The sequence below is a fragment of the Edwardsiella ictaluri ATCC 33202 genome (assembly GCF_000264785.1).
Lineage (GTDB): Bacteria > Pseudomonadota > Gammaproteobacteria > Enterobacterales > Enterobacteriaceae > Edwardsiella > Edwardsiella ictaluri.
The window spans coordinates 46,355-68,642 of the sequence record NZ_AFJI01000082.1 but is presented as its reverse complement, the minus strand read 5'-3'; the positions used below and the strand labels follow the sequence as shown (position 1 = coordinate 68,642).

Annotated in this window: 20 protein-coding genes, 3 tRNA genes, 1 pseudogene and 1 other annotated feature; of the genes and pseudogenes, 3 read left to right on the top strand and 21 right to left on the bottom strand. The window is 42.6% G+C overall.

The window, feature by feature from the left end:
- On the bottom strand, positions 1 to 643 hold a 643-nt coding region (locus EIEH_RS12850; protein ID WP_160162448.1), incomplete at its 3' end, for an IS3 family transposase.
- Positions 560 to 676, bottom strand: a sequence feature (AL1L pseudoknot). It overlaps the preceding gene by 84 nt.
- A gap of 108 nt (positions 677 to 784) precedes the next feature.
- Here EIEH_RS12850 and EIEH_RS12845 point away from each other — a divergent pair.
- The 3 genes from EIEH_RS12845 to EIEH_RS12835 all read left to right on the top strand — a co-directional run bounded on the left by EIEH_RS12845 (position 785) and on the right by EIEH_RS12835 (position 1,393).
- Positions 785 to 860 (top strand) — tRNA-Asn (locus EIEH_RS12845).
- Between the two features lie 192 nt (positions 861 to 1,052).
- A tRNA-OTHER gene (locus EIEH_RS12840) sits at positions 1,053 to 1,127 on the top strand.
- A gap of 190 nt (positions 1,128 to 1,317) precedes the next feature.
- Positions 1,318 to 1,393 (top strand) — tRNA-Asn (locus EIEH_RS12835).
- 123 nt (positions 1,394 to 1,516) lie between these two features.
- On the opposite strand, the gene EIEH_RS12830 is transcribed toward EIEH_RS12835, so the two are convergent.
- The 20 genes and pseudogenes from EIEH_RS12830 to EIEH_RS18545 all read right to left on the bottom strand — a co-directional run bounded on the left by EIEH_RS12830 (position 1,517) and on the right by EIEH_RS18545 (position 22,173).
- Complete coding sequence (locus EIEH_RS12830) at positions 1,517 to 1,849, bottom strand: DUF496 family protein (RefSeq protein WP_015870684.1); 333 nt, start codon at positions 1,847 to 1,849, stop codon at positions 1,517 to 1,519.
- Positions 1,850 to 2,092: 243 nt separating this feature from the next.
- Entirely contained in the window at positions 2,093 to 3,508 is a 1,416-nt protein-coding gene (gene gndA, locus EIEH_RS12825) for an NADP-dependent phosphogluconate dehydrogenase (RefSeq protein WP_015870683.1), read from the bottom strand.
- 167 nt (positions 3,509 to 3,675) lie between these two features.
- Complete coding sequence (locus EIEH_RS12820) at positions 3,676 to 4,950, bottom strand: lipopolysaccharide biosynthesis protein (protein WP_015870682.1); 1,275 nt, start codon at positions 4,948 to 4,950, stop codon at positions 3,676 to 3,678.
- A 32-nt stretch (positions 4,951 to 4,982) separates the two neighbouring features.
- Entirely contained in the window at positions 4,983 to 6,149 is a 1,167-nt protein-coding gene (gene neuC / locus EIEH_RS12815) for a UDP-N-acetylglucosamine 2-epimerase (RefSeq protein WP_015870681.1), read from the bottom strand.
- Positions 6,146 to 7,396 (bottom strand): cytidylyltransferase domain-containing protein, encoded by a 1,251-nt coding sequence (locus tag EIEH_RS12810; protein WP_015870680.1) that lies wholly within the window; start codon positions 7,394 to 7,396, stop codon positions 6,146 to 6,148. Before EIEH_RS12810 ends, neuC begins: the two co-directional genes overlap by 4 nt.
- A 5-nt stretch (positions 7,397 to 7,401) precedes the next feature.
- Positions 7,402 to 8,442 (bottom strand): N-acetylneuraminate synthase, encoded by a 1,041-nt coding sequence (gene neuB / locus EIEH_RS12805; RefSeq protein ID WP_015870679.1) that lies wholly within the window; start codon positions 8,440 to 8,442, stop codon positions 7,402 to 7,404.
- The gene (locus EIEH_RS17835; RefSeq protein ID WP_015870678.1) at positions 8,435 to 9,073 is read right to left on the bottom strand and encodes an acetyltransferase; all 639 of its coding nucleotides are present in this window, start codon (positions 9,071 to 9,073) and stop codon (positions 8,435 to 8,437) included. Before EIEH_RS17835 ends, neuB begins: the two co-directional genes overlap by 8 nt.
- Positions 9,074 to 9,089: 16 nt before the next feature.
- Positions 9,090 to 10,028, bottom strand: coding sequence for a glycosyltransferase family 52 (locus EIEH_RS12800; RefSeq protein WP_015870677.1), 939 nt, complete (start codon positions 10,026 to 10,028; stop codon positions 9,090 to 9,092).
- A 34-nt stretch (positions 10,029 to 10,062) separates the two neighbouring features.
- Complete coding sequence (locus tag EIEH_RS12795) at positions 10,063 to 11,070, bottom strand: NAD-dependent epimerase (protein ID WP_015870676.1); 1,008 nt, start codon at positions 11,068 to 11,070, stop codon at positions 10,063 to 10,065.
- 146 nt (positions 11,071 to 11,216) lie between these two features.
- Positions 11,217 to 12,383 (bottom strand): UDP-glucose 6-dehydrogenase, encoded by a 1,167-nt coding sequence (gene ugd / locus EIEH_RS12790; RefSeq protein ID WP_015870675.1) that lies wholly within the window; start codon positions 12,381 to 12,383, stop codon positions 11,217 to 11,219.
- A 23-nt stretch (positions 12,384 to 12,406) separates the two neighbouring features.
- Entirely contained in the window at positions 12,407 to 13,423 is a 1,017-nt protein-coding gene (gene galE / locus EIEH_RS12785; protein WP_035609796.1) for a UDP-glucose 4-epimerase GalE, read from the bottom strand.
- A 15-nt stretch (positions 13,424 to 13,438) separates the two neighbouring features.
- The gene (locus EIEH_RS12780) at positions 13,439 to 14,341 is read right to left on the bottom strand and encodes a sugar phosphate nucleotidyltransferase (RefSeq protein WP_015870673.1); all 903 of its coding nucleotides are present in this window, start codon (positions 14,339 to 14,341) and stop codon (positions 13,439 to 13,441) included.
- The gene (locus EIEH_RS12775) at positions 14,328 to 15,299 is read right to left on the bottom strand and encodes an NAD-dependent epimerase/dehydratase family protein (protein ID WP_015870672.1); all 972 of its coding nucleotides are present in this window, start codon (positions 15,297 to 15,299) and stop codon (positions 14,328 to 14,330) included. The genes EIEH_RS12780 and EIEH_RS12775 overlap by 14 nt, the downstream gene beginning before the upstream one ends.
- Positions 15,296 to 15,802 (bottom strand): glycosyltransferase, encoded by a 507-nt coding sequence (locus tag EIEH_RS19760; RefSeq protein WP_239642635.1) that lies wholly within the window; start codon positions 15,800 to 15,802, stop codon positions 15,296 to 15,298. Before EIEH_RS19760 ends, EIEH_RS12775 begins: the two co-directional genes overlap by 4 nt.
- A gap of 20 nt (positions 15,803 to 15,822) precedes the next feature.
- Complete coding sequence (locus EIEH_RS19755; RefSeq protein ID WP_239642634.1) at positions 15,823 to 16,332, bottom strand: glycosyltransferase; 510 nt, start codon at positions 16,330 to 16,332, stop codon at positions 15,823 to 15,825.
- Between the two features lies 1 nt (position 16,333).
- Positions 16,334 to 17,434, bottom strand: coding sequence for a glycosyltransferase (locus EIEH_RS12770; RefSeq protein ID WP_015870670.1), 1,101 nt, complete (start codon positions 17,432 to 17,434; stop codon positions 16,334 to 16,336).
- Positions 17,431 to 18,216: a glycosyltransferase family 25 protein gene (locus EIEH_RS12765; RefSeq protein WP_015870669.1), complete on the bottom strand. Its 786-nt coding sequence runs from the start codon at positions 18,214 to 18,216 to the stop codon at positions 17,431 to 17,433. The genes EIEH_RS12770 and EIEH_RS12765 overlap by 4 nt, the downstream gene beginning before the upstream one ends.
- Positions 18,217 to 18,290: 74 nt before the next feature.
- A complete protein-coding gene (locus EIEH_RS12760) occupies positions 18,291 to 19,454 on the bottom strand; it encodes an O-antigen ligase family protein (protein WP_015870668.1) in 1,164 nt (387 codons plus the stop codon).
- 559 nt (positions 19,455 to 20,013) lie between these two features.
- The gene (locus tag EIEH_RS12755; RefSeq protein WP_015870667.1) at positions 20,014 to 21,261 is read right to left on the bottom strand and encodes an oligosaccharide flippase family protein; all 1,248 of its coding nucleotides are present in this window, start codon (positions 21,259 to 21,261) and stop codon (positions 20,014 to 20,016) included.
- A gap of 237 nt (positions 21,262 to 21,498) precedes the next feature.
- Positions 21,499 to 22,173 (bottom strand): annotated as a pseudogene (locus EIEH_RS18545) (IS1 family transposase).
- Between the last annotated feature and the right edge of the window lie 115 nt (positions 22,174 to 22,288).

Sequence of the window (22,288 nt, the reverse complement as noted above, 5' to 3'; positions counted from 1 at the left end):
CCCTGTTGAAGCCAAAAGCTCCACTTCCTGCAGTCGCTGTGTGTACTGCGAGCCTTTGACGCTGTGACAGCCGTCGGGCCCACAGCGCCGGCTCCAGTGCATCCCGCACGAACGTGGTTTCCATCGATGACGATACACGCCAGCCCACAATGGCACCGGCGAACACGTCGATGATGAACGCCTCATACGCGAAGCCCTGCCACGTCCTCACGAACGTGAAGTCGGCGACCCAAAGCTGATTGGGTCGCTCTGCCACGAACTGACGGTTTACCCGCTCGCCTGCAACAGCCTCTCTCCGGCTGACTGTAGTGCGTAATTTTTTACCCCGCAGCACGCCGGTAAGCCCCATGTTTTTCATCAGTCTCGCGATGGTGCATCTGGCCACACTACTGCCGGCACGCTGCAACTGGCGCCAGACCTTACGTATGTCATAGACACGGTAGTTTTCGTCGTACACGCGCTGTATCTCCATCTCCAGCTTCAGGTGATCATCACGCCGGTCACGCTGACTGCGTGTTTCAGGTTGCTGATGGTAATTCTGGTACCGGTAGTATATCGATGGGGCGATATTCAGCTCATGACATACCGGTCCGACCCCATGACTACCGCAGAGGATATCCAGCAGCGGCGTTATTTTTTGCACAGACGGTAGAACTCCACCTGTGAAAAATAGGTACGGTTCACACTGGCATGCTGCGGTCATTTCGACCGGACGGGCAAGCGGCAGCATTTTCTTCTTTACATACCCGGGGCGCTTCGTTATGATGCGCCCCGTTGTCACGATTCCTCTGTAGTTCAGTCGGTAGAACGGCGGACTGTTAATCCGTATGTCACTGGTTCGAGTCCAGTCAGAGGAGCCAAATTCAGAAAAGCCCGCTTAAGGAAACTGAAGCGGGCTTTTTGTCATCTATCGTGTCATATCACTCTTTTTATTATAAATTGCCAAATAAATCAGCATATTGATCTTATTGTGGCCAAACGCACGCGGGTGGCGATATCCCCCCTTTTACAGCGACGGCCCCCTTCGCTATGATGCGCCCCGTTGTCACGATTCCTCTGTAGTTCAGTCGGTAGAACGGCGGACGTTAATCCGTATGTCACTGGTTCGGCTCCAGTCAGATGAGCCAAATTCAGAAAAGCCCGCTTAAGGAAACTGAAGCGGACTTTTTGCCCCATCGCCTCCAACAGACGGCCTGCCACGACAAACTGACAAAAAAATCAGCATATTGCCTTAATTCCACCCGAACGTACCGATAAGGTGATTTCCTCCTTTACAGTGGCGCCCCCCTTCGCTATGATGCGCCCCGTTGTCACAATTCCTCTGTAGTTCAGTCGGTAGAACGGCGGACTGTTAATCCGTATGTCACTGGTTCGAGTCCAGTCAGAGGAGCCAGATTCAGAAAATCCCGCTTAAGCTGACTTAAGCGGGATTTTTATCGTTGGAGCATGCCCGACGGCTACAGGGTATAAAAAAACGGGGTCCATAGACCCCGCCCCTTGCCTGACCTGTGGCAGATCACTTCTCTTCTTTATACTCGCCTTCGCCCAGCGCTTTCAGTTTCTTGGAGAGATCACGGCGCTCTTTGGAGAGATCGGCGTTCTTGATGATGTACTCATCCACGCGATCCTCGTAGTTACCGCGCATATCGGCAATGATTGCCTGAATCGCTTCAACACTCATGCCCGGCTTGATGTAGTCGCTCAGGTTGTCCAGCAGCAGAACACGTTTCTGGTTATCGCGGATTTTCTTCTCAACATCCGCGATTTCGCGCTGCAGCTTGTTCTTGCGGCGGAAGGTACGCACGAATTCCAGCACGTTCTGGAACGTCGGCTTATTTGCATTTTCCATATCAACACCTTTGCTTAAGTTAAAAAACCAAACCTGGCAGCCCATGGACTGGCGTTAATCGCTCTACTGCTGTTTGTACCATCGACGGGCGCACAAAAACAGCCCATTATCACAAGAAAATGGAATGAGTGCCGAGTTTTTATGCAACAAGATGCGGCGTTACTTGGTAATTCCCCCACAAAGTAAAAATCCGGGCACAGGCCCGGATTGGCATCATTACGTCACTCACGTATGACCGCTGGCTTACTCCGCCAGCCATTCGGTATGGAACACCCCTTCCCGATCGGTGCGTTTGTAGGTGTGGGCGCCAAAGTAGTCGCGCTGAGCCTGAATCAGGTTGGCCGGCAGCACCGCGGCGCGGTAGCTGTCGTAATAGGTAATCGCTGCAGAGAGGGTCGGTACCGGGATCCCCTGCTGTACGGCGTAGGAGACCACATCGCGCAGCGCCTGCTGATACTCATCCGCGATGGCCTTAAAGTACGGTGCCAGCAGCAGGTTGGCCAGCGCCGGATTTTCGGCATAGGCATCGGTGATCTTCTGTAGGAACTGGGCGCGGATAATGCACCCGGCGCGGAAGATGCGGGCGATCTCGCCAAAGTTCAGCGACCAGTCATATTCATCAGAGGCGGCCTTCAGCTGCTGGAAGCCCTGGGCATAGGAGACAATCTTGCCCAGATACAGGGCACGGCGCACCTTATCGGCAAAAGCAGCGCGCTCTGCCGCCGGCAGCGTCTGCGCCTGCGGGCCGCTCAGCACCCGGGAGGCCGCCACGCGCTGCGCTTTCAGCGAGGAGAGATAGCGGGCAAAGACGGATTCGGTGATCAGCGTCAGCGGGATCCCCAGATCCAGCGCGCTCTGGCTGGTCCACTTGCCGGTGCCTTTATTGGCCGCCTCGTCCAGGATCACGTCGACCAGATCATTCCCTTCGTCATCTTTCTTGGCGAAGATATCGGCGGTGATCTCGATCAGGTAGCTGCTCAGCTCGCCGCGATTCCATTCGGCAAAGGTGGCAGCCAGCTCGTCGTTGCGCATCCCGGCGGCATGCTTCAGCAGGGAGTAGGCCTCGGCGATCAGCTGCATGTCACCGTATTCGATACCGTTGTGTACCATCTTCACATAGTGACCGGCACCGTCCGGCCCGATATAGGTCACGCAGGCCTCACCATCTTCGGCAACGGCGGCAATCTTCGTCAGGATCGGCGCGACCAGCTCATAGGCCGCCTTTTGCCCGCCGGGCATAATGGATGGCCCCTTCAGCGCCCCCTCCTCACCACCGGAGACCCCGGTGCCGATAAAGTTAAAGCCCTGTGCCGACAGCTCACGGTTGCGGCGGATGGTATCCTGGAAGAAGGTATTCCCACCATCGATCAGGATGTCTCCCGGCTCCAGATAGGGCGTCAGAGAGGCGATGGTCTTGTCTGTCCCCTCACCCGCCTTCACCATCAGCAGAATGCGGCGCGGTGTCTCCAGCGAGGCCACGAACGCCTGCACAGAATGGTATGGCACCAGCTTCCGCCCCGGGTTTTGCGCCATCACCTCATCGGTTTTCTCAGGTGAGCGATTGAAGATAGAGACGCTATAACCACGGCTTTCGATATTCAGTGCCAGGTTACGCCCCATCACCGCCATTCCCACTACACCGATCTGTTGCTTGGACATGACAAACTCCTGTGTAACACATACCGGCTGTGCCCACTGCACAGCATAATTGTGGGTAATATGTTAACTCATCTTTGCACTTCAGGGATATCGATTGCTGCCATCGGCCGATGGATGGCATGGATTGTGTTGTCGTCACAGGGTTCATCATCTAAAAATATAGGCCATTACATTTTTTTATTACATAATCTGATTACGGCTCCCCAAGGCATGGGATAGACCTTATTAGATATATAGAATGTCAATGCGAAATGGATAAATTTCGCGAGTGCAAAAGCCACCGCAGCCCCTAGCAAAGAGAAATAGGTTACACCTGCAAATAATAGGGCAACACCTAACACGCCAGAAATAATTGTCGTCAACGATAGATATTGTGTCTTTTTGGCATAAAAGATATAGTTAGTAACCATAAGATACATACCAGAAAAAATCTGTCCAAGGCAGACCCATCCAATAATATTACCTGCCGCAGCATATTTATCACCAGCAATCATCACAACAACATATGGAGCAATAAAAAATGCCAAAAACGCAATAAAAAGCAAAGACAACATATAACAATATGTAATTCTCACGATCTTTAGCTTTTCAATAAAACACTCATTCTTCAATCCATAAAATAACCATGGAATGAATGCTTTATTGATAGCATCAAATATAACTGCTAATGCAGAACTTAACTGAAGAGCGACCATATAAATTCCAACCTCAGAAACGCCAAGCTTATGATTAATAATAAACCTGTCACTCATGCTTAGCAGTAGCATTCCAAAGGAGTGAGGTAGAAGAGGAACACCAAAATGTAATGCTTCCTTTATATACTCCAACCGAAAGGAAAAGACATCAATTAATCTATCGCGATAGAGAAGAGCCATGCTGAATACTGCAGTTAAGGCCGAACTGATTACTATAGCATCTATGCGCCCCTCTCCATTTAGATGCAGAAGAACCACAAAAATAACTGACAGCAGCATATTGCCAATGCCACCACCAACTTGTAATAAACCAAATGATTTCGCTTTATTTCTAATCTGCCACTGGCCTAGCCGCATATTTGTTACGAATAGAAATGAAGCAGCCAGTATTGCATAAAATACCCACCATTCTGGTATCGATAATATTTTCGCCAGCTGTGCCTTAAATGTTATTCCTACAAAAGAAAGAAACAAGAAACTAACCAATAGAATATGACAACAGCTTCCATTAAATTTCATTAATACTATTTGATCAACACCCCCATCATAATACTTACGGTTTGCCGCACCTATTGCATTCAATCCAACAATAACCGAAACTGCTGATAGAAATGTCTGAAACATCACGACCTGCCCATATTCTTCGATCGATAAACTTCGGGTTAATATCGGCAAGAGAAAAAATGGAATAAGTGCATTTAATATATTCGATGTAAGATATACACCGATTCCTTTAAGTAAACTCACACCCCCTCCTAGAAAAAGAGCAAGAAAAAGCATTACACATCAAGATCAATATCATAAAAATCCTTATAGTTTACATTTCTATCTGATAATAAAAAACTTACAATAGCTCCAACAGCATTTTCTAACGTATTTTTTTTATAATAAGGGTTATTGATTATGGCTATTTTTTGTTGAAAACAGCTTGACTGACTTAGTTCAATCGCCGCAATGATCGCAGCTTTTGTACAGGCTGCATCAATCACGCTATCACCGTGAACACGCCCCTTCTGCCGATCCCCAATATTAATCGTTGCAATATTCAGCGAAGGAGCTTCAATAATCCCTGAAGATGAGTTACCTATCAAACCACAAGAATACTTCACTAAGCCCAAATATTCTTCAGGGCTCACTGATATCATATAGCGAGATGCACTCTGCAAACAGAATGACTTAATAATATTAATAATCTTTTCTGAGCCTGTATCGGCATTAGAGCCAATAAATATGAAATCATACTCTTCAGAAAATACGCTTAACGCCGTAATCAAGGCTAATGTTTGCTCCGTCAATGAGACTTTAGTCAGCGTTTCCGGGTGGAACACCACCACAAAATACGGCTTAACCAAAGAACCAAAACGAGACTCTAAATCCTGTTTATCAGGCAATGCGAGGCTACGACAATTTTCAGCCCCTAATGCACCAATATTAATAACTGAGCTGGGATGTTCTCCTAATTGAATGACTCGCTTGCGGTATTCCTCTGTCGAAACCAGATGAAGACTACTCATTTTAGTGATTGCATGTCGAATAAATTCATCATAATTCCCTAACGTTTTCTCGCCACCGTGAAGATGAATCAGGGGAATATTATTCATAGCCGCCACAGTGGCAACAGAAAAAATCTCATAACGGTCACCCAAGATCATGACAGCATCATAATCATGATTAGCGAAAATTGAGGCAAACGCATTCTGACAAAGCGACATTGAATTTATTATTTTTTCATTGCTTGATGAGTCTAAATTAATATCTATAACTTTACTTAAATCAAGCCCATCACTCACAATATTTTTATATGTGCTCCCATATTTAGGATCGCAATGCATCCCTGTCGCGATGATACTTAACTTGACCCCCTCCGTACGAGATAGCAACATTAATAATCGGCGTAAAATTCCATATTCAGCGCGTGAACCAGTAACACATAGCAAATGCTTCATGACAATGCAGTCTCAATGTTTTCTTTCAATTTCGTATAGGCAAGTTGTGAAAAATGCAATCCATCATAGGTATATGATGCAGGTAGATTCCCATATTCATCATAAAACTCGTTGGAAAGCCCGATCCAATGAATAGATTTATCCAAACAAACCTTCCTTAATATTATATTCAATTGAGTTATAATATCATTATTTCGATCAACTCGCCCCCTCACTGGTGGTACTGCAATAAAATAAATAGCCACATTGTTTTTTATTATTCTAACTTTATCAATAAATTCCCTGACCCATTCAGCAGAAAATGTAATATCCCAGTCATTGAGCACCATATCATTAGTACCCAACATAATAATAGCAGTATCACCAATATTTTTTATTAATGATCTATCCAAAATAAGATCAATATATTCTTTAGTATTAATTCCAGCAATACCCAGGTTGTTTACTTCCTCACCATTAATATTATCAACCAGCCAATAATCAAAAATGGAATGACCAAGCAATGTTATCGATGTATTTAAACACATTAGCTCTTTCTTTTCTGCAATTCTATTTATAATATTTTCTCGCAAAATTTCTTTTTTACACCGGCGCATCTGTATATTTATAGCAACTTCAAAGTCATATCGATCATCAATATCAAGAGAGTCTTCTTTACTCATGATAAAGGCCACGCTATCACTACCAAAAAAATGCCGCCTCTTCAGATAAGCCTCTGGCTTAGCCATAAATATAGCACCATTTGGAAAGTATTCTTTATTATCCTGTCGGTGATATAAACTAAAATCAATATCAAAATATTTTAAGGTCAGATCTTCCGCCAACGGTTTAATAAGATAGGAGGGTTTATCACTTTGTACCATTGAGACTAAAAAGCTATGCTCTGATGAATAAAATAAAGCAGCAGCAGACTTAATATGCTCCGCAGTACGAAAAGGCGATGTTGGCTGCAGCAATGCAAAATACTGTATATCACTAACTTTACTCAAAACATCCTCAACCACCATATAGGATGTTGCTGAGTCAGAGGCTAACGCCGCATCTCTAATAAAAACCTCTGCGCCAAATGACTCTGCAATGCGTTTATACTCATCTGAGTCAGTAGAAACAATCACCCTATCAAACACACCAGAGTTTATAGCAGCCTCAATAGTATACGCAATTAATGGCTTATCCATTAACATTAGAATGTTTTTATTGCGCAATCCCTTTGAGCCAGAGCGAGCTGGAATGATGGCAACTTTCATATATCTTATAGCTCCTGCATGCTCAAGTTAGAGCAATAGATCAGTTCATCTTCACAAAAATCTCGCTCTGCAATGCTGCCTAAGACCTGATACCAATGCATAGGACTAATTCCATTACCTGGACGCTTGGTTGTAATATTCTCTAAAGTAAAAACCTCACCTTGCTTTATATTCTGTTTGGCAATGATCGATTTTCGAGCAACTATTTTATTCTTGCGTTCAGAATTAGTCACAATTTTATCATAGCTGCCTAATGCTAATTCAATAGCCCGAATCCCCTGACATAAGAGTCGCAATTCATCTGGAGTCACCGATGCTTTATGATCTGGACCGGGAAATTCTTTATTTAAAGTAAAATGCTTCTCGATAAAACAGATACCATAAGGCACAGCTGCAATCCCTGAAAAATATCCAGGGGAGTGATCGGAGAATCCAATCTGATATTCTTTAAAAATATTCTTAAAGCTAGACAACGTATTAAGATTCACATCAGAATAGGGTGTAGGATATTCTGTATTACAGTGTAGAATGGTAATATCACTTGCTTTGACACCATTGTTATGCAATACATGCAATGCCATATTAATTTCATCTAGCGTTGCCATTCCGGTCGATATGATAATTTTCTTATCAGTAATATCTAGTCTTGCTATTTTTTCAAGATAAGGAAGATTTAATAACTCTCCAGATGGAATTTTCCATATGCGTTGTTTTAATGAAGCAAGAAAATCGATTGAATCAAAATCAAAAGGGGTAGAGAAAACATCTAAGCCAAGGCTTTTTGCATATTGTGACAATCCAATAAAGTCATCATATGCAAGCTCCAATTTGCGTGTCATCTCAAGCTGAGACTCTTCGCAGCCAGTTTGCGTTATCTGATACTCCGCCTTTGGTGCATACTTTGAAATCAGCAAATCTGCTTTAAATGTTTGAAACTTTACGGCATCCACCCCAGCGGCTTTTGCCTGCTCAACCATTTTTTTAGCCAGTAGAGGATCGCCATTATGGTTACAGCCAATTTCAGCAACGATATACACTTTATTCATCATGATTCTCTCTGATTAAACGCGTCGGGGAGCCCGCAACTACAACGTTATCTGGAATATCTCTAATCACCACTGAGCCTGAGCCAATAACTGAGTCATTACCAATAGTTAGCTGCCCATTAATCACGCTGCAACTCCCGGCAAATGTTCTCACACCGACTTGAACATCACCATTTAAAACAGCATTTGTAGATATATTAGAGCAACAACCAATTATATTACCATGCTCAATTAATGCTCTTGTGTTAATTACTACTGCATCATGAATTTTTGTATCGCTGTTGACAATACACATCTTACCGATATATACCCCCTGGCCAAGAATAACATTATGAGACGATACTATAGCTGTTTTATCTATAACATTAATCAGCTCCAACCCCCTACGTTTCAATTCATTATAAAACCACCACCGAATTTTAGGTTCACCAACGCCAATAAAATAAACATACTCATTAGGTTTTTTTATTTCATCAAAAGTATTAAATAATATTGGATAGCCTTGATGAATTCCTTTTTTATAAGTATCTAAAAACCCGATCAAATCATACATAGTGTAATCAATGCTATCCAATATTGCCTTTGAAAATCCTCCCGCTCCAATAACAACTATTTTATTTTTTTTCCGCATAGTAATTTCCACTCAACTACAGCACGATAGTCTCAGCACCCATTTTTACTAATTTATCACTAATGCCATCTATAATCTTATTGGAACCATTATACTTTACTACATAACAACATATCCCCGGAACATTAATCAGATTAAATTGAGCACTACTGGAAAATCCATATAAGTTGATTTTTGAATATTCCCCAAGCATTCTAATAACTATAAACTCAGCCAAATCATTACAGCAAAAAGCACTATCGAGATAGTATTTTGAAAATGAACTGTTAGTCTCTCCTCGCGGGTGTGGAATATAATACATGTTTTCTTTTGATTTTAAAAACAACAATACTTTATTTATCAAATCATCTCTATTTTCACTGCAAATTTCTTTATAGACACTACCTAAAAATATTGATATCTCATTATCCCCACCTGGATTATAAGATCGATTGAAGTCAAATAAATCTACGAGTTCTACATTGGATATAATATTTCGCATCCCTTTATATATACTATAATGCTTACGGCTATTTTTCTGTATTTTTTCTCGATCATAAGCTTTGCAAAGAATTTTATGCGCAATCGTATTAATTAGGCTGGGATTCACCGGGTCATGATAATAGACACCATCATAACTAATATTTAATGTTCCATCATCAAACGTCTCAATCCTTTCAAACTTAGAGTAGGATAAAGCATAGTGAACAACTATATTATCTATGCTTGCGACATATACTGTCTTATACCTCTTACCCCATAAAATAAAGAAGATACGAAATATTTTCCATAATATTCGCGTATCCCCCATATAAAATGACAACTGCATCTGCTTTTTTATTTTATTATAAGCTCTTTTATTAACATCATTATCTTTCGAACTAACATATATAAGATGCCCATCGTCTTTTTGCTTTTCCTTTATTTTTTCAGCAATTAAAGCCTGTAATGGCGTAAGACAAATATAAAGATCCATATGTTTTTGACATTTTAAACAACAATGCGCAACATTATATCTTATAATACAGAGAATACCAATCAACAAAGGCCTGCACCCCCGCCTTCACCCCCACCTGCGGGCGGTAGCCGGTCACCGCGAACAGATCCTCGGTATCGGCATAGGTCTGGTAGACATCGCCCGGCTGCATCGGCATAAAGTGCTTCTGCGCCTCGATCCCCAGGGCCTCCTCCAGCGCCGTGATGTAGTCCATCAGGCGCACCGGGCTGCCGTGACCGATATTATAGATACGGTATGGCGCGGAGCTGGCGGCCGGTGAATCCTGCTCGACCCGCCACCCGGCGTTTGGCTGCGGTATCACGTCCATGATACGCAATACGCCTTCGACGATATCGTCGATATAGGTAAAGTCACGCTGCATATCGCCATGGTTGTAGATATCGATGGGCTTGCCTTCCAGCATGCTCTTGGTGAACTTGAACAGCGCCATATCCGGGCGTCCCCACGGCCCATAGACCGTAAAGAAGCGCAGGCCGGTGGTCGGCAGCCCGTACAGATGAGAGTAGGAGTGCGCCATCAGCTCGTTGGACTTCTTGGTGGCGGCATACAGGGAAATCGGGTGATCGACGCGGTCGGCGGTCGAGAACGGCACCTTGTTGTTCAACCCATACACGGAGCTGGAGGAGGCGTAAATTAGATGCCCCACATTACTGTGACGACAGCCTTCCAGCACGTTGACGTGTCCCAGCAGGTTGCTCTGGGCATAGCTCAGCGGGTTGGCCAGGGAGTAGCGCACTCCCGCCTGCGCCGCCAGGTGAACCACCCGGTCAAAGTGGGCGGCGCTAAACAGCGCCGCCATGGCTTCGCTGTCGGCGATATCGATCGGATGATAGGTAAAGTTGGCATCGGCCTGCAGCGGCGCCAGGCGCGCCTGCTTGAGCGACACATCGTAATAGTCGTTCAGGTTGTCGATGCCCTCGACCTGATGCCCCGCCGCCAGCAGACGACCACAGAGATTGGCACCGATAAAGCCGGCGCAGCCAGTTACTAAAACACGCATAAATTATCCTGTAAAAATCTCCCCCGGCTGAAACGACACGCACGCCCTGGGGCGTGCGTTGGAGGCAGGTGTTGGTCAGTATGATCCAATGGACATTATGCTAACCTCAGTGGCCAATTTTGTCTTACAAAATTTGCCGGTAATGGTTAGTCATTGCCGGAGATATCGCGGGTGTAGACCTTATCCGCCACGTCATCCAGCTCCGGCGCCATACGGTTAGAGATGATCACGTCCGATATCGCCTTAAACTGCTCCAGATCACGGATCACCTCTGAGCGGAAGAAGCTGTCCTCTTTCATCACCGGCTCAAAGATCACGACCTTGATCCCCTTAGCCTTGATGCGCTTCATGATCCCCTGAATCGAGGAGGCGCGGAAGTTATCCGAACCGCTCTTCATAATCAGCCGGTACACGCCCACCACCTGCGGATTGCGCGCGATAATCGAGTCGGCGATAAAGTCTTTACGTGTACGGTTGGCCTCGACAATCGCCTGGATCAGGTTATTGGGCACCGAGGAGTAGTTGGCCAGGAGCTGCTTGGTATCCTTTGGCAGGCAGTAGCCGCCATAGCCAAACGAGGGATTGTTATAGTGGTTACCGATGCGCGGGTCGAGGCTGACCCCCTCAATGATCTGGCGGCTGTTGAGTCCCAGTGCCTCGGCATAGCTATCCAGCTCGTTAAAATAGGCAACCCGCATCGCCAGATAGGTGTTGGCAAACAGCTTGATCGCCTCCGCCTCCGTCGAATCGGTCAGCAGAGTCGGGATATTCTGTTTAATCGCCCCCTCCTGCAGCAGCGCAGCAAAGCGCTCCGCGCGCTCAGAGCGCTCGCCGACCACGATACGCGACGGATACAGGTTGTCATACAGCGCCCGCCCCTCGCGCAGAAACTCCGGCGAAAAGATCAGGTTATCGATACCCAGGCGCTCACGCAGCTGCCGGGTGAATCCGACGGGAATGGTCGACTTGATGATCATCACCGCCGCCGGGTTAATCGCCAGCACATCGCGGATCACCGCCTCTACGCTGGCGGTGTTAAAGTAATTACTCTTGGGATCATAGTCGGTCGGCGTCGCGATAATGACAAAATCAGCGCCGCGGTACGCCTCTTCCTTGTCCAGCGTCGCGCGGAAATTCAGGGAGCGGTTAGTGAGGTACTCCTGGATCTCCTTATCCACGATCGGTGACTGACGCCGGTTAAGCATCCCGACCTTTTCCGCCACAATATCCAGCGCCACCACCTCATGATGCTGAGCCAGCAAAATTCCATTGGACAGGCCGACGTAGCCCGTACCGCTAATCGCTATCTTCATCACATACCTTTGTGTTAATAAAATTAATCCTGGTATCCATTCGGGTTGTTCTGCTGCCAGCGCCAGGTATCGGTCATCATCGCCTCCAGACCATACTGCGCACACCAACCCAACTCTTGCGCCGCCAAGGCGGGATTGGACCAACACTCGGCGATATCACCCGCGCGGCGCGGTGCAAAGCGATAAGGTATAGTAACCCCGGAGCACCTCTCAAATGCGGCAACGATATCCAAAACAGAATACCCGACGCCCGTCCCCAGGTTATACACTTTATAGCTGGCCCCCTCATCGCGACGATCGAGTGCGGCAAGGTGGCCGGTGGCCAGATCCATCACGTGAATATAGTCGCGTACCCCGGTGCCGTCCTGTGTGGGATAATCATGGCCAAAGATGGACAGGCAGGCCAGTTTTCCCACCGCCACCTGAGCAACATAAGGGATCAGATTATTGGGTATCCCGTTGGGATCTTCACCGATAAGCCCCGATGGATGAGCTCCCACCGGATTAAAGTAGCGCAGCGCGGTAATCCGCATCTCAGGTCTAGCGCGGGATACATCCTGCAGGATCTGCTCGACCATCAGCTTGGAGGTGCCATAGGGGTTGGTCGTCCCGCCGGTACGGCTGCTTTCCGTCAACGGCACTGACTCCGGATCGCCATACACCGTCGCCGAGGAGCTAAAGATAAAGCCCTGCACGCCGGCGCGGCGCATCTCTTCCAGCAACACCAGCGTACCGCTGACATTGTTGTCGTAGTACTCAAGCGGTTTTTCCACCGACTCACCCACGGCCTTTAGACCGGCGAAGTGAATCACATCGCTAATGACGTGCTGTGCAAAAATCTGCTGCAGCAGCGCCCGATCGCGCACATCACCGCGGTATAGGTGGGGTTGGCGGTCACAAATCTGCTCCACCCGGGCCAGCGCCTGCACAGAGGCGTTGACAAAGTTATCCAGCACTACCACCTCATCCCCACGGGACAGCAGCGCCAGCACCGTATGAGAACCGATATAGCCGGCGCCGCCGGTCACTAAAATTGCCATGCTAAATACCCTGAATCATTCAATTCGCGTCTGCACATCCTGCAGCCAGGCGGTAAAGGCCGCTCCCTGCTGAGAGTGATTTAACCCACCGGCGACAAAGGCCTCAGCATACCCCAATTTATCGCCACAGTCATAGGATAGCCCCACCTGACGGTAGGCCTCGACCGGACGGTGCTGCAACAGGGTTGCAATAGCGTCGGAGAGCTGGATGCGCTCCCAGGCGCCAAAGCCGGTGGCAGCTAAAATCGGCCAGATGGCGGCCGACAAGACGTAGCGCCCGACCGCCGACAGATCGGAGTGGTACTTTTCCGCATCCTCAGGTTTTTCGACAATCGAGGTCATACACGCACTCTGCCCCGGTTCCAGCACCGCATCGGCACAGTTAATCACCGAATACTCCGGCAAAGCCTCCAGCGGCATCGGCTGCACCAGCACCTGGCTGCGCCCGCTCTCCTCAAAGCGCCTGACCATCGCTGCCAGATTCTGGGTTTCAGGATCGAAGGTACTGGCATCTAACCAGATATCCGGCAGCGCGACGATAAAAGGATGTTCTCCCACCAGAGGACGGGCACAAAGAATGGCATGTCCCAGACCCAGCTGCCTATGCTGACGCACGCTGTTAATCGTCACCCCGGGAGGGCAGATGGAACGTACCTCATCCAGCAACTGGCGCTTAACGCGCGCCTCGAGCAGCGCTTCCAGCTCAAAGGAAGTATCGAAGTGGTTCTCAATGGTATTCTTGGATGAATGGGTGACCAGGATGATCTCTTTCACCCCGGCGGACAAACACTCATGGACAACTTTCTGAATCAGCGGCTTATCAACAATGGGCAGCATCTCTTTCGGGATGGCCTTGGTGGCCGGCAACATCTTCATCCCCAGTCCGGCGACGGGGATAACGGCTTTAAGACTTGTCATCATGCTTCTCCAAAAACTCGTAACGAACCGTATTGGCGATACCCTGCTCTAACGTTACCGGCGCTTTAAATCCCGTTTGCGCGATATGGTTTGACTTAAACTGAGTACGAGCACAAAACTTCTTCACACGAATGCTGCTTACGGGGAACTCTCGACCGGTAACCTTTGCCAGGATATCGAAGCAATAGCCACCTAACAGGCCAACCGCATAAGGAATACGAATATTGTTTTTATGGCGATGTAATGCTGTACAAATCACCCCAGTTAAATCATTCATACTAAAGTCTGGTTTATCTATATAGTTAAAAACATGACGCCCCGCTCCCATCGTGGTCGAAAACCTCAAGAAGGCGGCCATATTTTCAACATACGCCATTGATTTTTGATTCAGCCCTGGGCCAATCATCAAAAACTTACCTGATGCTATCTGGCGGAATAAGTTATATACGTTCCCGCGATTATTTTCACCGAAGACAACGGTTGGTCTGACTGTTACCAATGTTCTCTCTGGTACTTTCGCTTGCCAGGCATCATACGCAAACTCAGCCTCTAATTTTGACTTACCATAATCATTGAAAGGATTATACTTCCCATCTTCTCCGGTTTCTTTTTCCACAAAACCATAAACTGCAACTGATGAAGTAAATACAATATGTTGTATGTTTAGCTTTTCAGCGACATCACAAACATTTTTAGCACCTTGGACATTTACATCATAGTAAAGGCTGATTGGATGGACATTATCTTTGTGCTCTGCGGCGAGATTAATGATGACATCTGCGCCTTTCAATGGTTCTTCAAGTGATTCAGGCTTAGTAACATCTCCATATTGCCAACACTCCGGAAACGTTTCGCTGTTTCGTTTATCAACAATAGTAAATTCAACATTATTATTTTTTAACTGCGTAGCCAGACGCGTACCGATAAAACCAGAACCGCCAATGATTGCTAATTTCATTTATCACCCTCAATTAATTCAATATATTTTTCAGCAAGATTGTTTATATCAAAGCAACCGCTTACAACCTGAGCAGATGAAAAATATTTATCATATTCAAGCAAAACAGCACCTAACTTACATCTTAACGAAGATATATCATTAGAAAATAACTCGCCATTACTACATCCATTATTCATTAAAGTAATTAGTTCAGAACAACCACCTACATCACTTAATAAAATAGGCACCCCAGAAGAAGCGGCTTCCAATGCTGACATAGGTAAACCTTCACTATCAGAACAAAGTACAAAAATATCATAGCACTGAAAACTGTCAAACCCATTAATCTCGCCAAGAAAATAAACATTATTATGTTGACAGGATGTCTCTAACCTTTGTTTTAGAGGACCATCACCTACCAGATAAAAATCCACATCAGGAAAACTGTCTGCTACAGCGACGAACAAATCGGGTCTTTTGGGATGAATCATTCTTCCAACAAAGAGGACTTTCTTTCTCACATTAATAACATTCTTTTTTTTCAGGGGGCTAACACCATTTCTAATGACAAATAATTTTTTTCTTTTATCCCTATAAATTTTATAGCATTATTCATATCATTCTCAGAAACACATAGTATTTTATCTGAAATTAATGATAGAAATCTTTCAACCAAGCACTGTATCTTTTTTAATCTTCCGCCATTATAAAGACAAGACCATCCATGGGAAACATAAATGCTTTTATGAGAATATAGGAATTTAGATAACCTCGCATAAACCCCAGCATTTGCAGAGCTTGAAATAACGATATCAGCTTTATATTTCCGAAATATATTAGCCAATTTAAAAAAACAAAAAATACTCTTAAGATTCAATAACCCTGGGTAAAGAATGACGTGAGATGAATCAAATTTTGATGTTAGCCATCCATCTCCAGATGTAATAATGAAAATTTCATATTGTTCTTTTAAAATATTGGATAGCTCAACAATCCACTTTTGCGCACCGCCAATCTCTGATTTTGTAATTACAAAAAATATTTTTTTCATATTATAATTTCGATCTTATCCCATTATAAATGGCATACCAATTATTAATTATAGCCCCAATGGAAAATTGGTTCTCACAATGGTCTTTGTTTTTCGCTTTGATATCTTTAACTTCTGAAGAGTCAAGCAAAAAAAACTCATCAATTTTCTCAGCTAATTTACTGCTATCAGCAATTGGAACCAGCCAATCAGCATTAGAAAGAACCTCAGCAACACCCCCTGCATCAGTTGCTATCACTGGGCATTCACATGCCATAGCCTCTGCGACAACTAACCCAAAACCCTCCCAGCGAGATGGCAATACAAATAGATCAGATAAATTATAGTAATCAGAAATATTATCAATTATCCCAATAAGTAAAATCCGATGCGATAGATGGCAACGATCAATTAGTCTCTCTATATCACTACGCATGGGACCATCACCAGCAATGATAATCTTACATTTTTTCTGGTGCATCTTAGATATTGCGAGGATCAAATTAGGATAGTCTTTTGCTTCTGTTAATCTACCTGCACAAAATATCACCTTCTCATCAAAATTTATTCCTAATTTATTTTTAATATTTTGAATATTAGTGCTTTTCTTTTTAAAGATAGAAAGATCTATTCCATTATAGACTAAACTAGACTTTCTTTTTCTAAATGCTTTCTTAGTTATAAACTCATCCAGAGCTTCCTGACTAACATTTGTTGTTTTAGCACATAGAAAATCAGTCATTCGATAAATAATCATCCTAACTCGCCCCCCCTCGTTTTTATTATGAGCCGAGCACACTAACCTAGATGAAAATAGGGAAAGGCAACATGAAATACGAGCTAAGATATTAGCATGATACATATGCGAATGGATCACATCAGGCCTAACGTCAGATATTATTGATTTTAGTTTCCAGATCCCCTTGATTAGTGAAGAAAAACTTTTATCTATACCTAGATTATATATTTTTATATTTTTGTTTTTCGGCTTAACCAGTACCTCTCCGGTTAAATAAACGATTGAAACTTGCTCACCTCTAGCAGTAAAATTATCTGCTAATAAAGAAAGTTGTTTCTCTGCCCCACCCAACCCTAACCCTGTAATAACATATAGTATTTTCATAAACTTTTCCAAGAGATAGATAAATATACTTTCCTTACAACCCCTCTCATAACTCTTAAAAAGAATGAGATATGTGATTCATGATTAACATAAGTTTTTCTATCTGTCTCTATTGAACTTTCATACGACTCAAAGTCCTCCAATACAATTAGAGGTCTTATATGAAGTATTTTTAAATTATAATTTTTTTCAAAAAAAAGCCAATCATCAGCAACAGTGCATACCTTACCAAAGGCAGCATTATTAATCATTTTCTTTGCACCACTTTGAGAAACCAGATATCCTACCGTTCCACAAGTCCAGTTCCTAAATGGTATTCCTAAAGAGTATGCACCGCTCTTTACGATATTTTTAATTGGCTCCTTAAGATAAAAACCAAAAGAATCACATGCTTTTAACTTAGAATATCCCAGCAACATGATATCCCAGTCTATATTCTTCATTTCCAAAGCCAATATGAAATCATTAAGAATCTTTTCATCATGATTTAAAATAACCGCATCATCTTCAATTACTCTAGCAAATGCTAAATTATCATCAACAATTTTTTTATATAGCTGCATATGACTTAAAGCACATCCAATCTCTCCTTTTGTCATATGCTCTCTAATTGCTGGATGTTTATAATTAATATTTTTACATTTTACCGCTGAAAGCACATCATCTGATGCCACTCTCAAATCAACCGCATCAAAAAACTCGAAGTCATGATGATGTAACCTATCGCTAATGCTATTTCTACGAGCGACTTCATCTTTCAAGGATATAATAAAAGTTTTCATAGGTTCAATGGATTCTTATAATGTGGATGTAAAACACTCAATATTATAACGCAATCGACATAAAACAACATTCATTATCTCGCCACTCTTTCAATACTATGGCACACGAATAGAGATAACACCAAAAATAATAATGGAGTTGCTAAAGAATAATAACTGAGAAATGATGCATAAACAAAGAAAAAACACATAAAAGCCAATAGATAATAAGACTTACCAGAAACTATTTTTGCAACAAAAACAACCACCGCCAAATAATAAATAGAAAATAAAAACCCAAACCCAAGAATAAACTGGATAAACCAATTATGTGGTATATTAGTAGCCAACTTGTTTATTTCTAAATAATTAGTCACCCCATTAATAATAAAGTGAGTAAAATGGGATAATATAAAATCCACGGCCTCCTTATAAATAGTTATCCTTTCCATATTACTGGCATCATTTAAATCAAAAAATCGGCTATGGCCGAAATCGAGATCAGACAGTATTGAAGGGAATATGTATGAAAAGAAATACTGAGAGGCTATAGACACAAATAATATAAAATAGAACAACAATAATTTCCGCTTAATCTTACAACATAGAAAAAATGCAGCCAAAGCCAATATTGCCGTTCTTGATTTTGTCAAATAAACAACAAAAAGCATTAATAATAAAACTAACACTTTAAGCTTATTACTCACAGAAAATACAAAAGAAATAAGTAGCACAGTTAATAAGATCAAACTGGTATAGTTAGGATCGCCATTAACTAACGAATAACGATCGATGTGTGATTCATACAGAAATAAAAATGAAAAAAGAACAGTAGAAATTAAAATAAAGTGCGTTAAATTGCGACAGGAGTAATTATGAAACTGAAACTTATCAGAGATGATTAATAATGAAAAAAGAGCCACCACAAGCGGATATGCAGCAGTAACTCTGTCCATAATAGTCAAATAACTTAATGGGAATAAAAAAATAAAAAAGATGATGATATATTTTCGCTTTACTCTATAGAAAAAAGAGAAAATCAAAGCAACCAGTGAATATACATGAATAAATAATGCGTTTAGCAAAAAAAAATGAAACGGAGGCTTGAATATAAATATCAACACAAAGACAGAAAAAAACAAATAAAAAAACAAAAGATTCACACTACGATTAACGGACAATTTTGAGAGCAACACTTTGAACAATCCCTCTATTACACAAAAAAAGTCAAAATACTTAAACTCTTTTGTAGGAAACATTCCCCATCACCTTTAATACAATTACACATCCTTTAACAACCCTCTAAAATCATACATGGATAACATGTGTAATATTTTACTATTAATATCATACACATGAAGTATACAATCACTAAAGATTGATGGCTTATCATTTTCTATCATTAATTTAGCTGCATACATTCCTATTAAATAGCCTACTGCAAAAACGCCAGCTTTAGTTTCATAATTCCTTTAGGCTTCCGTCGCTTGTATTCGTCATCCAAAACTCCTCTAGAGTCAGGTTATTCAGGAGTTTATACGGATGTTCATAGTTATATTCCCCAAACCATTTGTTTGTTATTACATGTGGCTTAAGCGTTGTTGTATAAGTCTATTTTATGCTGTTATCTCAATATAGTGGCCAACCCTAGTGACGAAAAATCATGTGGTTAGAGCGTGTAGAGAAATATGTCTTCTTGAACCCTCCCCTCAACACTGCAAACAGCATGATTCAACAAAGCCTATAATTATATATAGCCCTCACCTAATTGACTCTCCAATCCATAAAACAACATGTGCCTTATGTAATCCTCTCACTTCAAAAAATGCTTTTCAAATTTGCGTATTTATAAGAAAAAAACACTAACAACATTAAACTAAGGACCTCAGTTATTAATATCGAGACCCCGCCACCAAAAGCGCCATACTTTTCACTCAAATAAATAGAGTATGGCAAATGTATTATAGCTGTTATTATGGGAGCAATATAAAACAATTTACTCTTCCCCATTGGCAGTAGAATGCAATTAGAGAATATTACAGACAAAGGAATTAATAATATCATTGGGGCCATTATTTCAATGAGCTCTGTCAACCCATGAAAACCACGCCCTAAAATAAATGGCGCAATGATTGGCATGAAGAAATAAAATAATATCGTCCCAACCCCGCCAAAAATAATCTGCGAAAAAATAATTCGCCTTATAAATAGCTTATATTTTGAAAAATTACTTTCAAACAAAACAGTAGCTCTTGGATAAAAAACCTGACCTAGCACAATAAACATACCTAAAATAGCACTTCTTAATTTATCTACTGCTGAAAAATAGCCGACCTCAGTATAATTACTAACAATGCTTAAAATAATTGGAGTACATGCCGTATATATACTTATAGCCACAGCCCCAATAAAAACAGAAGTAGATTCTTTTATCAAAAGAATAGCATCATTAACCCTTACCCTCACATCTGAAAAGTTGATGATATTTAACTTATATGCTAGATAAAAACCAATGATACCAGAAAAGAACAGCGGGAAACCAGAGATAATTATAGCTTTATCAATATCACCAGCATCTCTTACAAATAAAAAAAACAGAGGAATAATTAATAGCTTTGTGGCAGATGTTATTGCTGATATTAGATATAACCGCTCCACCCCTTGATATAACCAAGCAGGAAAAAAAACACAGCCAATAAACTGAGGTATTAATAAAAAGAATAAAGACCTAATAGGATAAAATGAATCAATCGTATAAAGCAATAAAAACACGATAACAAGCGAGAGAAAAAATAACAAAAACTTAGCCAAGATAACATTAAAAAATATGGCGCTAATAGCATAATTATCACCCTTGTTTTTTGCGATTTTCCTCGTCGCACTAAGATCAAAACCAAAATTTATGAACAATATTACATAAGCGCCAACACTCATCGTTGCACTATATATACCAAATGGATATACATGCAGAACTCTAGTCAAGTAAGGTAGCGTTACTAGTGGTAGTATGTAGTTAATCCCTTGCATTGCAAGTAAAGATATGGAATTTTTTAGAAGTGAACTCATAATATACCATTATATTTTAACAATGCTTCCAGCCATCAAAACTTATCCTCAATACCAATATTTTTATTATTTTACAAAGCAACTTCCTTATTAAATTAAATAATATATAGACCTCGGCCTTATCATCAACAAATAACAACCCACCTATTGAGAACAAAAAACATATGAATTCTCTTCCATATTAATGAAAAATTGGATCCACTTCACCAATCAACACACCAACGGTGATGCATCCAATTAGTAGAACATATATTTTTCTATGAAGGTACCAATGCTTTTCCCGTTAATCTTAGCTGAGCTTGTTTTACGATTCAGCCGCTGAATGCGGGTGCAAAGTATCAGATTATTATGCACAATCCGCTGAGTAAATATTTTACCGATCAGAGGCATCTCTTTCGGGAATTCTCTGGCATAACGGACCCAGTCATCGCTGGCTATCATGCCGAGATTAAACGATGTAAGCAGAATCAGCAGCTCACGGAATATATCATAAGTACGTGGTCCAAACCTATAACACCAGAACGCCATCTGTTGTGGTGTTGTATGCATACCAAAACCAGTGTTGTCGGGTTTTGATTCCGACGAAACGCTATTGCCCATCGAGTTCGCAGATAAGCGCCACATCTTCATGAGCAACAGGGATGATGTTATTCGCCTCGGCGTGCGTTTTTTTAAGTGCGAATAATGACGGTGTTAATGCCGATTTTGGATGTTCTTATTGTATCCCGGACATCGGATCCGTTGAATACCATTTCAGTAATTTGCTCTTTAACTCCGAGCTTACGGGCTTCATAGGTATAAGAGAGCAGGAATATAGGGTACCAATCACGACAGCGGACCCGGTCACAGCCCTTAAAGGTTGTAAACCTGAGCAGACTGAAAATGGGAGCAGTGAGCGTTAACACTGGCCATGAGACAACCTCAACAGCGGGAATTATACACCGATATCAGCTAAGACTCTATCCCATTAGGCTATTTGATTTGCCATTTTGGTCCTGGGCCGAACTGACAATCCTCACGTACTGCG

Coding starts and splice junctions, on each gene's coding strand:
- neuC (WP_015870681.1), bottom strand. CDS start 6,149: ATGAAGCATTTGCTATGTGTTACTGGTTCACGCGCTGAATATGGAATT.
- EIEH_RS12770 (WP_015870670.1), bottom strand. CDS start 17,434: ATGAAAATACTATATGTTATTACAGGGTTAGGGTTGGGTGGGGCAGAG.
- EIEH_RS12830 (WP_015870684.1), bottom strand. CDS start 1,849: ATGGAAAATGCAAATAAGCCGACGTTCCAGAACGTGCTGGAATTCGTG.
- EIEH_RS12755 (WP_015870667.1), bottom strand. CDS start 21,261: ATGAGTTCACTTCTAAAAAATTCCATATCTTTACTTGCAATGCAAGGG.
- EIEH_RS12810 (WP_015870680.1), bottom strand. CDS start 7,396: ATGAAAGTTGCCATCATTCCAGCTCGCTCTGGCTCAAAGGGATTGCGC.
- EIEH_RS12775 (WP_015870672.1), bottom strand. CDS start 15,299: ATGAAATTAGCAATCATTGGCGGTTCTGGTTTTATCGGTACGCGTCTG.
- EIEH_RS12795 (WP_015870676.1), bottom strand. CDS start 11,070: ATGCGTGTTTTAGTAACTGGCTGCGCCGGCTTTATCGGTGCCAATCTC.
- EIEH_RS12765 (WP_015870669.1), bottom strand. CDS start 18,216: ATGAAAACTTTTATTATATCCTTGAAAGATGAAGTCGCTCGTAGAAAT.
- EIEH_RS12760 (WP_015870668.1), bottom strand. CDS start 19,454: ATGTTTCCTACAAAAGAGTTTAAGTATTTTGACTTTTTTTGTGTAATA.
- EIEH_RS12780 (WP_015870673.1), bottom strand. CDS start 14,341: ATGACAAGTCTTAAAGCCGTTATCCCCGTCGCCGGACTGGGGATGAAG.
- galE (WP_035609796.1), bottom strand. CDS start 13,423: ATGGCAATTTTAGTGACCGGCGGCGCCGGCTATATCGGTTCTCATACG.
- gndA (WP_015870683.1), bottom strand. CDS start 3,508: ATGTCCAAGCAACAGATCGGTGTAGTGGGAATGGCGGTGATGGGGCGT.
- EIEH_RS17835 (WP_015870678.1), bottom strand. CDS start 9,073: ATGCGGAAAAAAAATAAAATAGTTGTTATTGGAGCGGGAGGATTTTCA.
- neuB (WP_015870679.1), bottom strand. CDS start 8,442: ATGAATAAAGTGTATATCGTTGCTGAAATTGGCTGTAACCATAATGGC.
- ugd (WP_015870675.1), bottom strand. CDS start 12,383: ATGAAGATAGCGATTAGCGGTACGGGCTACGTCGGCCTGTCCAATGGA.
- EIEH_RS19755 (WP_239642634.1), bottom strand. CDS start 16,332: ATGAAAAAAATATTTTTTGTAATTACAAAATCAGAGATTGGCGGTGCG.
- EIEH_RS12800 (WP_015870677.1), bottom strand. CDS start 10,028: ATGGATCTTTATATTTGTCTTACGCCATTACAGGCTTTAATTGCTGAA.